We start from the raw sequence: 12,997 nt of genomic DNA, 5'->3' as shown, positions 1-12,997 counted from the left end.
ATAAAATAGTACATTTTAAAAATGTAGCTAAGAGCGAAGAGAGGAGCAAACGAAATGACGAAATATATTTTTGTAACCGGGGGAGTTGTATCCTCACTTGGAAAGGGTATTGTAGCAGCTTCATTAGGGCGTTTGCTGAAAAACCGCGGACTGAACGTGACGATTCAGAAATTCGATCCATACATCAACGTTGACCCGGGAACAATGAGCCCGTACCAGCACGGTGAAGTATTCGTAACGGATGACGGCGCTGAAACAGACTTGGACCTTGGTCACTATGAGCGTTTTATCGACATTAACCTGAATAAATTCAGCAACGTGACAACAGGTAAAATCTATTCAACAGTTCTTAAAAAAGAACGCCGCGGAGATTACCTTGGCGGAACCGTACAGGTCATTCCGCACATCACAAACGAATTGAAAGACCGTGTTTACCGCGCAGGGAAAGAGACAAACGCAGATGTTGTCATTACAGAAATCGGCGGTACTGTCGGAGACATCGAATCACTGCCATTCCTTGAAGCGATCCGCCAAATGAAGAGCGACATCGGCCGTGAAAACGTAATGTACATCCACTGTACGCTCGTACCTTACATTAAAGCTGCTGGCGAATTAAAAACAAAACCGACACAGCACAGCGTAAAAGAATTGCGCAGCTTGGGCATTCAGCCAAACATCATCGTCGTCCGTACAGAAATGCCGATTTCTCAAGATATGAAAGATAAAATCGCGCTTTTCTGCGACATCGATACAAAAGCGGTTATTGAATGTGAAGATGCGGACAACCTTTACTCCATTCCGCTGGAGCTTCAAAAACAAGGTCTTGATAAGCTTGTTTGCGAGCACATGAAATTGGCATGCAAAGAAGCGGAAATGTCCGAATGGAAAGAGCTTGTTAACAAAGTCAGCAACCTGTCTCAAACGATTACAATCGGCCTTGTCGGCAAATACGTTGAGCTTCCTGACGCATACATTTCTGTTGTCGAGTCTCTCCGCCATGCGGGCTATGCGTTTGACACAGATGTAAAAGTGAAGTGGATCAACGCGGAAGAAGTGACAGAAAACAATATCGCAGAACTCACAAGCGGAACAGACGGCATCATTGTGCCGGGCGGATTCGGAGACCGCGGTGTTGAAGGCAAAATCGTCGCGACAAAATACGCGCGTGAAAACAACATTCCGTTCTTGGGCATTTGCTTGGGCATGCAGGTGGCGTCTATTGAATACGCACGAAACGTATTGGGCTTAAAAGGCGCTCACTCAGCGGAAATTGATCCGTCAACTCAATACCCGATCATTGATCTTCTTCCTGAACAGAAGGATGTTGAGGATCTCGGAGGAACGCTTCGTCTCGGCCTTTACCCTTGTAAGCTTGAAGAAGGCACGAAAGCCTTTGAAGTGTATCAGGATGAAGTGGTGTACGAGCGCCACCGCCACCGCTATGAGTTTAACAATGAATTCAGACAGCAAATGGAAGAGCAAGGCTTCGTATTCTCAGGCACAAGCCCTGACGGACGCCTTGTTGAAATCATCGAGCTGAAAGACCACCCTTGGTTCGTGGCTTCTCAGTTCCACCCAGAGTTCAAGTCAAGACCGACAAGACCTCAGCCTCTATTCAAAGGCTTTATCGGAGCGTCTGTCGAAGCTGCAAATCAGAAGTAATAAAAAAGACTTGCCGTTTGTCAAAAGCGGGCAAGTCTTTTTTATTTGTTTCCGGCAAGTTCCAGCATGTACAATAAGATATTATGCATACTCTTGCAGAATTTCTTTTAGTGTAAACGATAAAGCGTGATAGACATACAGTGCTGTCATTAAAGAGGGAAACCCGTAACGGGTGCCGTCTTCATCGGGAACAAGCGGCATTTTTAATTTAGAATCAATATGCACATCACAATACTGTTCTATTCCCGCACTGTCTTTGGCTGCGGGCGATACGCATACGACTCCCGCACCTTTTTCATAAAGCTCTTTTGCGAGCGCCTGTTCTTCGGCTGTGCCCGTCCCTGAGCAAAACATCAGCACCCTGTCGCTTTCTGTCACTTCCTCAGCGCTTTCTGGAAAGGCTTTGACAGATGGGAAGGGTTCTTTGCTTTCGGTGGCCTCATAAAAGACGCCCTGAAGCTCATTTGCTCCGTATAAATAAATGGAATGCCCGCTGATCACCGCTTGAGCAAGCAGCCGCGCCCCATCTTCAATCGCGTCAGATTCCTTATCCTGAATGCGGGAAAAAATACCTGTTAACTGCGTCGTGAATATTTTCAACATAAGTGAATCCTCCTTTATAACGTACAATATCAGTATACAACAAAAGAGAAAATGCTCAGAAAATGTCGTAAAGTAGACTATTATAATTAAAGGAAATAGGAAAATCAAACAGAATACATACAATACTGCTTACTTTTGACGAAAATCATAATATTGGGGTGTAAAATGATGAATGAAAAAATTTTAATCGTTGATGATCAATACGGCATTCGTATTTTGCTAAATGAAGTGTTCAATAAAGAAGGCTACCAGACGTTTCAGGCTGCGAATGGCCTGCAGGCGCTTGACATTGTGACAAAAGAACGGCCCGACCTTGTGCTTTTGGACATGAAAATTCCCGGCATGGACGGAATCGAAATCTTAAAACGGATGAAGGTCATTGACGAAAACATCCGGGTCATTATCATGACGGCATACGGAGAGCTCGACATGATCCAGGAATCGAAGGAATTGGGCGCTCTGACGCACTTTGCCAAGCCGTTTGACATCGACGAAATCAGAGACGCCGTCAAAAAATATCTGCCCCTGAAGTCTAACTGACAAAAAGAAGAAACAAATGAATCATGTCATTATGTTGCCGATTTGTCGAAAAGTTGGTATCCTAGTTATGGAGAAAAAGCGATCTGAGTATTTACATATGACAGCAATATATGGGTCATGCTAGGGTGGAAAGCTTTTTTCGCTAGAAGACAATCAGGCTACATAAGGAGGACATTCGACATGCCTTTAGTTTCTATGACGGAAATGTTGAATACAGCTAAAGAAAAAGGGTACGCTGTAGGACAATTTAACTTAAACAACCTTGAGTTTACTCAAGCGATTTTACAAGCAGCTGAAGAAGAAAAATCTCCAGTGATCCTTGGTGTTTCCGAAGGTGCGGGACGCTACATGGGCGGCTTCAAAACAGTCGTTGCTATGGTAAAAGCACTTATGGAAGAGTACAAAGTGACAGTTCCTGTTGCGATTCACTTAGACCATGGTTCAAGCTTTGAATCTTGTGCGAAAGCGATTCATGCAGGTTTCACATCTGTAATGATCGACGCTTCTCACCATCCATTTGAAGAAAACGTAGCAACAACTGCTAAAGTTGTTGAGCTTGCTCATTTCCACGGAGTATCTGTAGAAGCTGAGCTTGGAACAGTAGGCGGACAAGAAGATGACGTTATCGCTGAAGGCGTAATCTACGCTGATCCTAAAGAGTGCCAAGAGCTTGTTGAGCGCACTGGCATCGACTGCCTTGCACCTGCATTAGGTTCTGTTCACGGCCCTTACAAAGGTGAGCCAAACCTTGGCTTCAAAGAAATGGAAGAGATCGGAAAATCAACTGGTCTTCCGCTAGTTCTTCACGGCGGTACTGGAATTCCGACTGCTGACATCAAAAAATCAATTTCACTTGGTACAGCTAAAATCAACGTGAATACTGAAAACCAAATTTCTTCTGCAAAAGCTGTTCGCGAAACATTGGCAGCTAAGCCTGACGAGTACGATCCACGTAAATACCTTGGACCAGCTCGTGAAGCGATCAAAGAAACAGTTATCGGTAAAATGCGTGAATTTGGTTCTTCAAACCAAGCTTAATTCAATTGGAACTTTTTATAGCCGCCTGACAGCTTGACAGGCGGTTTTCCGTCTATCTTTAGAAAGCGCAATCATATTCGCAGTTCAGAAAATTTCTTAATCAGGGAGGCTTTTTGAAAATGTTATTCTTTGTTGATACAGCCAATATCGATGAAATTAGAGAAGCGAATGAATTAGGAATTCTCGCCGGTGTAACGACGAATCCTAGTTTAGTAGCAAAGGAAGCTAACGTATCATTCCACGACCGTCTTCGCGAGATCACAGACGTCGTGAAAGGGTCTGTAAGCGCAGAGGTTATTTCTTTGAAAGCTGAGGAAATGATCGAGGAAGGAAAAGAACTGGCGAAGATCGCTCCGAACATTACGGTGAAAATCCCAATGACGTCTGACGGTTTAAAAGCGGTAAGAGCACTTACTGACTTAGGCATCAAAACAAACGTTACATTGATCTTCAATGCCAACCAGGCGCTTCTTGCTGCCAGAGCGGGGGCAACATATGTATCTCCATTCCTGGGACGTTTAGATGACATCGGCCACAACGGGCTTGACCTGATTTCAGAAGTTAAACAGATTTTTGACATTCACGGCCTTGACACGCAAATCATTGCAGCGTCAATCCGCCATCCGCAGCACGTGACAGAAGCTGCTCTTAGAGGGGCTCATATCGGCACAATGCCGCTGAAAGTCATTCATGCGCTCACGAAGCACCCATTAACAGACAAAGGAATCGAACAATTCCTGGCAGACTGGAACAAATAATGAAAGGGGCGGCAAACAGCTGTATGCCTGTTTGCCGCGGCCTTTGTATTTCACCGACCTGATACAGCGGATCTTCAGATGCTGACGCCGCTTTACAGAGAAGGAATCATTGGGCTGCAGAAGCTGATATCGGAATGAAGGGTATGCGTACTGCTTTTGCCGGATGACGACGATGTCTCTCGAGCCGGCGGGTCTCTGTGCATCTTTTGAAACCTGTACCCCCCAAAGCTTCGCTATTTTCTTCCTGATATTTTACAATGTGTTGTATTCTTTCTCTTCGAATTGGCTAGATTTTGGACATGAGCTTTATTTGCAGAGACAGAATAAAATGACATTTTATTTAGCTCCGCAGCTATCTTCTTATGGAAGGAGACTATCATGGAAAAGTTGAATATTGCCGGCGGTGACTCGTTAAACGGTACAGTACATATCAGCGGCGCTAAAAACAGCGCTGTTGCGTTAATACCTGCAACCATTTTGGCAAATTCCGAGGTGACAATTGAAGGGCTTCCAGAGATTTCAGATATTGAAACGCTGCGTGACCTGTTAAAGGAAATTGGCGGCAACGTGCATTTTGAGAATGGGGAAATGGTTGTTGACCCTACGTCGATGATCAGCATGCCGCTTCCTAACGGGAAAGTAAAAAAGCTTCGCGCGTCATATTATTTAATGGGGGCGATGCTCGGCCGCTTCAAGCAGGCGGTCATTGGATTGCCTGGCGGCTGTCACTTAGGGCCCCGTCCGATTGATCAGCATATCAAAGGCTTTGAAGCACTCGGAGCTGAAGTAACCAATGAACAAGGCGCCATTTATTTGCGAGCTGAAAGGCTGAGAGGCGCAAGGATTTATTTAGATGTCGTAAGCGTTGGGGCAACGATTAACATTATGCTTGCCGCTGTTTTGGCAGAAGGGAAAACGATCATCGAAAACGCTGCCAAGGAGCCTGAGATCATTGACGTCGCGACATTGCTTACTAGCATGGGCGCCAAAATCAAAGGTGCGGGCACCAATGTGATTCGAATCGACGGCGTGAAGGAGCTGCACGGCTGCAAGCATACGATCATTCCGGACAGAATTGAAGCCGGGACATTTATGATTGCAGGGGCTGCAATGGGCAAGGAAGTCATTATCGATAACGTCATTCCCACTCATCTAGAGTCGTTAACGGCAAAGCTGAGAGAAATGGGCTATCATATCGAAACAAGCGACGACCAGCTTCTCATTGTCGGCGGGCAGAAGAACTTAAAGCCGGTTGACGTCAAAACCCTCGTATACCCGGGGTTTCCGACTGATTTACAGCAGCCGATGACGGCGCTTCTGACAAGGGCGAAAGGGACGAGTGTCGTCACAGACACCATCTACTCGGCAAGATTCAAGCACATTGATGAGCTGAGACGAATGGGTGCCAATATGAAAGTAGAAGGCAGATCTGCCATCATCACAGGTCCTGTCGAGCTTCAAGGCGCAAAAGTGAAGGCGAGTGATCTGCGTGCCGGAGCCTGCTTGGTGGTAGCCGGACTGATGGCTGATGGCGTCACGGAAATTACGGGACTGGAGCATATTGACCGCGGATACAGCAGCCTTGAGAAGAAGCTTGAGGGGCTTGGAGCGACAATTTGGCGTGAAAGAATGACTGACGAAGAAATAGAACAGCTTCAAAATTCATAATGGTTTCTTGTGAGAGGAGATCGTGTTGAAATGGAAAGAAGTTTATCAATGGAATTGGTACGTGTAACCGAGGCTGCGGCATTGGCATCAGCAAGATGGATGGGCCGGGGAAAAAAAGATGAGGCTGATGAAGCGGCAACAAGTGCAATGAGAGACGTTTTTGATACAGTGCCGATGAAAGGGACCGTTGTAATCGGTGAAGGGGAAATGGACGAAGCGCCGATGCTGTATATCGGGGAAAAACTCGGAAACGGGTACGGCCCTCGCGTTGATGTCGCAGTTGACCCTCTTGAAGGCACAAACATCTTAGCAAGCGGCGGCTGGAACGCGCTGACGGTGATCGCGGTCGCAGACCATGGCACGCTTCTGAATGCTCCTGACATGTATATGCAAAAAATCGCAGTCGGTCCGGAAGCGGTGGGCTGCATTGACATCGAAGCACCTGTCATTGACAACCTTAAAGCGGTGGCAAAAGCGAAAAACAAGGACGTTGAGGACGTCGTTGCCACAATTTTAAACCGTGAAAGACACGAAAAAATCATTTCCGAGCTTCGTGAGGCCGGCGCCAGAATCAAATTGATCAATGACGGCGATGTCGCAGGCGCCATCAACACGGCTTTCGACCACACGGGCGTTGATATCCTGTTCGGATCAGGCGGCGCTCCTGAGGGTGTGCTTTCCGCTGTTGCGCTAAAAGCACTCGGCGGAGAAATCATTGGTAAACTTCTTCCGCAAAGCGAAGAAGAAATCACTCGCTGTCACAAAATGGGCCTTGATTTAAGCAAAGTCCTTCGCATGGAAGACCTTGTGAAGGGTGATGACGCGATTTTTGCAGCTACAGGGGTTACTGACGGCGAGCTGTTAAAAGGAGTTCAATTCAAAGGCTCTGTCGGTACAACTGAAAGCTTAGTTATCCGTGCAAAATCAGGCACTGTTCGTTTCGTTGACGGCAGACACAGCTTGAAAAAGAAACCAAATCTTGTAATCCGTCCATAACAAACAGAAAAAGCGGGTGTGAGCCCGCTTTAACTTTTGCAGAAAAGCGTCAACTCTATCAATTCCGTGTCAAAACCTTATTTCAGTTGAATAATTTTTTGAAATAAGGTAAAAATAAAGAGTGCTGCGAATTTTACTGCGTAATACCTTCTTTTAAGCACTAGGAAAGTTTCAATTTCTACCGCATACAGACGATATAAGTATTGATCTTCTCATGTTTTTGTCCTCGCTTCCTTCAAAACTCATTAAGACAATCCTTTTAACAAAAGCGCCGATCATGGGTGGAAGTGTTACCGATAGAAGTTCCTTTATGTTAAAAAAAGAATGTGCTTTGGCGGATGTTGTGCAAAAGCAGCAGATGACATGTTCAGAGTAAGATATTGACTATGAAAAGCGTGGTGTTTTTATGAAAGACGTATCTATTTCCTCTTTGGAAAATATGAAATTGAAAGAGCTTTATGAACTTGCAAGACATTATAAAATCTCCTATTACAGCAAACTGACAAAAAAAGAACTCATTTTCGCCATTCTGAAAGCGAATGCAGAACAGGAAGATCTGCTGTTTATGGAAGGCGTTCTCGAGATCATCCAGTCTGAAGGTTTCGGATTCCTGAGACCGATCAACTACTCTCCAAGCTCAGAAGACATTTACATCTCAGCTTCACAAATCCGCCGTTTCGATTTGCGGAACGGAGACAAAGTATCTGGCAAGGTTCGCCCGCCAAAAGAAAATGAGCGTTACTATGGACTTTTGCACGTTGAAGCAGTAAATGGGGATGATCCCGAATCTGCAAAAGAGCGTGTGCATTTCCCGGCTCTTACGCCACTTTATCCGGATCGTCAAATGGTGCTTGAAACAAAGCCGAACTTCTTGTCTACAAGAATTATGGACATGATGGCGCCGGTTGGATTTGGGCAGCGCGGATTGATTGTTGCGCCGCCGAAAGCCGGAAAAACGATGCTGCTGAAGGAAATTGCCAACAGCATTACAGCGAACCAGCCTGAAGCAGAGCTGATCGTGCTTTTAATTGACGAGAGACCTGAGGAAGTAACCGATATCGAGCGCTCTGTAGCTGGGGATGTCGTCAGCTCAACGTTTGATGAAGTGCCGGAAAACCATATCAAAGTGGCCGAGCTTGTGCTTGAACGTGCGATGCGTCTCGTGGAACACAAAAAAGACGTCATTATCCTGATGGACAGCATCACACGGCTTGCCCGTGCCTACAACTTAGTGATTCCGCCGAGCGGAAGAACGCTTTCCGGGGGGATTGACCCAGCGGCGTTCCACCGTCCGAAACGCTTCTTCGGAGCTGCGAGAAATATCGAAGAGGGCGGCAGCTTAACCATTCTTGCTACGGCTCTGGTCGATACTGGATCACGTATGGATGATGTCATTTATGAAGAATTCAAGGGAACAGGCAACATGGAGCTCCATCTTGACCGCTCTCTTGCCGAGCGCCGCATCTTCCCTGCCATCGATATCCGCCGTTCAGGAACGCGCAAAGAAGAGCTGCTTGTGCCTAAAGAGCATCTTGATCGTTTATGGTCTATCCGCAAAACGATGTCTGATTCACCTGATTTCGCAGAAAAGTTCATGAGAAAAATGAAAAAAACCAAAACAAACCAGGAATTTTTCGATATTCTCAATCAAGAATGGAAACAGGCAAATCTATCATCTGCAAGAAGGTAAATTGTATTTGCAAAAGAAGTAAATCACTGATATAATTTTCTCATATGCGTTTCGGACAATGCTCCGAAATAATAACTCTGTTTCCACACGGGATTCAGGGCGGAAGGAGATGGATACAATGAAAGCAGGAATTCATCCTAATTTCAAAAAAGCAACAGTTAAATGCGCTTGCGGAAATGAATTTGAAACAGGCTCAGTAAAAGAAGAGGTACGCGTTGAGATTTGCTCTGAATGCCACCCATTCTACACTGGCCGTCAAAAATTCGCTTCTGCTGATGGTCGTGTTGATCGCTTTAACAAAAAATACGGTCTTAAGTAATAATAGATTTCTCAACAGGCAAGCAGCAGTCTTGCCTGTTTTTTATATTGTCTAAAACACAGCTGGCAGAGAGAGGGGAGCGAAGCCTATGTACATAATGAAACAAAGCGGGTGGCTTGAGCTGATTTGCGGCAGCATGTTCTCGGGGAAATCTGAAGAGCTGATCAGAAGAGTGAAGAGAGCAACTTATGCCAAGCAGGAAGTCAGGGTATTTAAGCCTGTAATTGATAACCGATACAGCGAAGCTGCTGTTGTCTCCCATAATGGAACATCGATGACGAGCTATGCCATTTCGTCTGCTGCGGACATTTGGGATCACATCAGTGAAAGTACAGATGTGATTGCGGTTGATGAAGTGCAGTTTTTTGATCAGGAAATTGTTGAGGTTTTATCATCTCTTGCCGATAAAGGCTACCGTGTGATAGCAGCAGGCCTTGATATGGATTTTAGGGGAGAGCCGTTCGGTGTCGTCCCGAATATCATGGCGATTGCGGAAAGTGTGACAAAGCTGCAAGCCGTCTGTTCTGTTTGCGGATCACCGGCGAGCAGAACACAGCGCCTCATTGACGGCAAACCTGCTTCTTACGATGATCCGGTCATTTTGGTTGGTGCATCTGAATCATATGAAGCAAGATGCAGACATCATCACGAAGTCCCAGGAAAATCTAAAAAATAGTCCAAAACATGGGTATAAAGATAGAATGCACCGGCTAAAAACACCGGTGTTTTTTTTATATTCTGATAATATTCAATTAAAAAATTTAAATAAGTATATTAAAAAATTAAGTAATTTTCTTCCCTTGAATTTTGATTTTGACAGGCATACAATAGCTTACGTAATGTAAATAGTTTTGAGACATTGTTCGAATAATTGTCACAAAGTCGCATAAAGATCATGATCGGTCATATTTTAGATGGGTTATTACTTAACTTGGTTAACTATTTCAAGAAAGAAGGAGATTTGCTTGAATAACATAAAAAAAACCAAAGAAGGCCACTTAGAAACAACTCTTAGAGGAAAAGAAGTTTTATCTATTCCTACTTTAAATAAAGGCGTTGCTTTTTCACTAGAAGAAAGACAAGAACTTGGCTTAGAAGGGCTTCTCCCGCCAACTGTACTATCTCTTGATCAACAAGCACAACGCGCGTACGAGCAGTTCCAAGCGCAGCCTGACCGCCTTCGTCAAAATGTTTACTTAAGTGATCTTGCAAACCGTAACGAAGTTCTTTTCTATAAATTGCTGAAAAACCATCTTCGCGAAATGCTTCCTGTTGTGTACACGCCAACAGTTGGTGAAGCGATTCAGGAATACAGCCATGAATATAGAAGACCTCAAGGAATCTACTTGTCAATCGATAACATTGACGGTATTGAAAAAGCGTTTGAAAACCTTCATGCGACAGCAGGCGATATTGATCTTATCGTTGCTACTGACTCCGAAAGCATTCTCGGTATCGGTGACTGGGGTGTAGGCGGTATTAATATCGCAATCGGTAAATTGGCTGTTTACACTGCTGCAGCTGGTATTGACCCTAGCCGTGTTATCCCGGTTGTGCTTGATGTCGGTACGAACAACGAAAAACTTCTAAACGATCCTTTATATATTGGTAACAAGCATGAACGTGTTCAAGGTGAACGCTACGAAGCTTTCATTGACGCTTATGTAAAAGCTGCATTGAAATTCTTCCCTAAAGCGCTTCTTCACTGGGAAGACCTTGGCAACAAAAATGCACGCAACATCATGAAAAAATACAATCATGAAATCCTGACATTTAATGATGATATTCAAGGTACTGGAGCGATTACACTTGCAGGTGTGCTTGCCGCTATGAAGAAAACCGGCGCTTCTATTAAAGATCAGCGTGTTGTTATCTTCGGTGCTGGTTCTGCTGGTATCGGTATTGCTGACCAAATCCGTGACACAATGGTGCTAGCCGGATTATCTGAAGAAGAAGCTAACAAACGTTTCTACACACTTGATTACAGAGGCTTGCTGACTGAAGACATCGAAGGCATCCTTGATTTCCAAAAACCTTACCTTCGCAATGCGGATGAAGTGAAAGACTGGAAGCGCGATGAAAAAGGTCAAATTCCATTCGATGAAGTGGTTCGTCAAGCGAAACCAACGATCTTGATTGGTACTTCAGGGGTTTCAGGTGCATTCACAGAGGAAATTGTAAAAGAAATGGCATCTCACGTAGACCGTCCGGTTATCATGCCGATGTCTAACCCGACTCACCTTGCTGAAGCTGTTCCTGAAGATCTGTTCAAATGGACTGACGGAAAAGTGCTTATTGCAACAGGAAGCCCATTTGACAATGTAGAATACAACGGTGTTTCTTATGAAATCGGACAATCTAATAACGCATTCGCGTTCCCTGGTCTTGGACTTGGTTCAATTGTAGCTGAAGCGCGTATCATTACACCTGCTATGTTTGCTGCAACTGCTGATGCGATTGCTGAAATGGTTGATCTTGAAACACCTGGAGCAGGATTGCTTCCAAGCATTGATAAGCTTCAAGAGGTTTCTATCCAAGTTGCGATTGCCGTTGCTGAAGCAGCAATTAAAGACGGCGTGGCAAATCGTCAACCTGAAGATGTGAAACAAGCGGTACTTGATGCAATGTGGACACCTGAATACAAAAAAGTCATCGCGAAATAATTAGCGAGTAAATTTTTCTGTCCGAGGGAAAGCTTTTTGTAAAGCTAAAGTATACGGACATAGGATTTGGAGGAGAATATTTTGAGCATCTTAGATATCTTAATCCTCCTGGCGCCGATCTTCTTTGTTATCGTGCTGGGTTGGTTTGCAGGACATTTTGGAAGTTATGATGCCAAGTCGGCAAAAGGGGTAAGTACGTTAGTAACGAAATACGCACTTCCAGCTCACTTTATCGCTGGTATTTTGACAACTTCCAGAAGTGAATTTTTATCACAAGTACCTTTAATGATTTCTTTAATTATTGGGATTGTTGGTTTCTATATCATCATTCTTTTGGTTTGCAGATTTATTTTCAAGTATGATTTAACGAACTCATCTGTATTTTCTTTGAACTCTGCACAGCCGACATTCGCATTTATGGGTATCCCGGTATTGGGAAGCTTATTCGGAGCGAATGAAGTTGCGATTCCGATCGCGGTCACAGGTATCGTGGTTAACGCGATTCTTGATCCGCTCGCGATCATTATCGCTACTGTTGGTGAGTCTTCTAAGAAAAACGAAGAGAGTGGCGACAGCTTCTGGAAGATGACAGGAAAATCAATCCTGCATGGTCTTTGTGAGCCGCTTGCAGCTGCTCCGTTAATCAGTATGATTTTAGTGCTGGTTTTCAATTTCACTCTTCCTGAGCTGGGTGTTAAAATGCTTGATCAGCTTGGAAGCACAACATCTGGTGTTGCTCTCTTTGCTGTCGGTGTTACCGTTGGTATTCGTAAAATTAAACTCAGTATGCCGGCTATCGGTATTGCGTTACTAAAAGTTGCGGTTCAGCCTGCATTAATGTTCTTGATTGCTCTTGCTATCGGACTTCCAGCTGACCAAACAACAAAAGCAATTCTTCTTGTTGCATTCCCTGGTTCTGCCGTTGCAGCCATGATTGCGACTCGTTTCGAGAAACAAGAAGAAGAAACTGCAACTGCGTTTGTGGTCAGTGCGATTCTGTCATTGATTTCACTTCCAATCATTATCGCGCTTACTGCGTAACAAAAAAAGCTCCCTTTAC

Annotated in this window: 13 protein-coding genes; 12 read left to right on the top strand and 1 reads right to left on the bottom strand. The window is 44.6% G+C overall.

The features are described from left to right. Nucleotides 1-54: 54 nt before the first annotated feature. On the top strand, nt 55-1,662 hold the full coding sequence (gene pyrG, locus NYE53_RS18760) for a CTP synthase (glutamine hydrolyzing) (protein ID WP_003227612.1): 1,608 nt from the start codon (nt 55-57) through the stop codon (nt 1,660-1,662). Between the two features lie 81 nt (nt 1,663-1,743). On the opposite strand, the gene NYE53_RS18755 is transcribed toward pyrG, so the two are convergent. Next, entirely contained in the window at nt 1,744-2,265 is a 522-nt protein-coding gene (locus NYE53_RS18755) for a DUF2529 domain-containing protein (protein WP_024572667.1), read from the bottom strand. A gap of 165 nt (nt 2,266-2,430) precedes the next feature. Between NYE53_RS18755 and spo0F the strand changes: the two genes are divergently transcribed. The 11 genes from spo0F to NYE53_RS18700 all read left to right on the top strand — a co-directional run bounded on the left by spo0F (nt 2,431) and on the right by NYE53_RS18700 (nt 12,978). After that, the gene (gene spo0F / locus NYE53_RS18750) at nt 2,431-2,805 is read left to right on the top strand and encodes a sporulation initiation phosphotransferase Spo0F (protein ID WP_003227621.1); all 375 of its coding nucleotides are present in this window, start codon (nt 2,431-2,433) and stop codon (nt 2,803-2,805) included. Between the two features lie 180 nt (nt 2,806-2,985). After that, nucleotides 2,986-3,843, top strand: coding sequence for a class II fructose-bisphosphate aldolase (locus NYE53_RS18745; protein ID WP_003243339.1), 858 nt, complete (start codon nt 2,986-2,988; stop codon nt 3,841-3,843). A gap of 119 nt (nt 3,844-3,962) precedes the next feature. Continuing rightward, a complete protein-coding gene (gene fsa, locus NYE53_RS18740) occupies nt 3,963-4,601 on the top strand; it encodes a fructose-6-phosphate aldolase (RefSeq protein ID WP_003227626.1) in 639 nt (212 codons plus the stop codon). A gap of 378 nt (nt 4,602-4,979) precedes the next feature. After that, nucleotides 4,980-6,269: a UDP-N-acetylglucosamine 1-carboxyvinyltransferase gene (locus tag NYE53_RS18735; RefSeq protein WP_003227628.1), complete on the top strand. Its 1,290-nt coding sequence runs from the start codon at nt 4,980-4,982 to the stop codon at nt 6,267-6,269. Nucleotides 6,270-6,299: 30 nt separating this feature from the next. Next, nucleotides 6,300-7,265, top strand: coding sequence for a class II fructose-bisphosphatase (glpX, locus tag NYE53_RS18730; protein WP_014481197.1), 966 nt, complete (start codon nt 6,300-6,302; stop codon nt 7,263-7,265). A gap of 214 nt (nt 7,266-7,479) precedes the next feature. Beyond that, the gene (locus NYE53_RS18725) at nt 7,480-7,641 is read left to right on the top strand and encodes a hypothetical protein (protein ID WP_003227632.1); all 162 of its coding nucleotides are present in this window, start codon (nt 7,480-7,482) and stop codon (nt 7,639-7,641) included. A gap of 30 nt (nt 7,642-7,671) precedes the next feature. Continuing rightward, nucleotides 7,672-8,955, top strand: coding sequence for a transcription termination factor Rho (rho, locus tag NYE53_RS18720; protein WP_003221939.1), 1,284 nt, complete (start codon nt 7,672-7,674; stop codon nt 8,953-8,955). 118 nt (nt 8,956-9,073) lie between these two features. Further along, nucleotides 9,074-9,274: a 50S ribosomal protein L31 gene (rpmE, locus tag NYE53_RS18715; protein ID WP_003151132.1), complete on the top strand. Its 201-nt coding sequence runs from the start codon at nt 9,074-9,076 to the stop codon at nt 9,272-9,274. Between the two features lie 88 nt (nt 9,275-9,362). After that, the gene (locus tag NYE53_RS18710) at nt 9,363-9,950 is read left to right on the top strand and encodes a thymidine kinase (RefSeq protein WP_014478269.1); all 588 of its coding nucleotides are present in this window, start codon (nt 9,363-9,365) and stop codon (nt 9,948-9,950) included. A 289-nt stretch (nt 9,951-10,239) separates the two neighbouring features. Next, complete coding sequence (gene malS, locus NYE53_RS18705) at nt 10,240-11,937, top strand: oxaloacetate-decarboxylating malate dehydrogenase (protein WP_003244309.1); 1,698 nt, start codon at nt 10,240-10,242, stop codon at nt 11,935-11,937. 81 nt (nt 11,938-12,018) lie between these two features. After that, entirely contained in the window at nt 12,019-12,978 is a 960-nt protein-coding gene (locus NYE53_RS18700; RefSeq protein ID WP_003242497.1) for an AEC family transporter, read from the top strand. Nucleotides 12,979-12,997 lie beyond the last annotated feature (19 nt).

It is taken from the genome of Bacillus sp. FSL R5-0523 (assembly GCF_037975295.1).
Lineage (GTDB): Bacteria > Bacillota > Bacilli > Bacillales > Bacillaceae > Bacillus > Bacillus subtilis.
The sequence above is the reverse complement of the archived record's forward strand: the minus strand, read 5'-3'. Positions and strand labels throughout refer to the sequence as shown.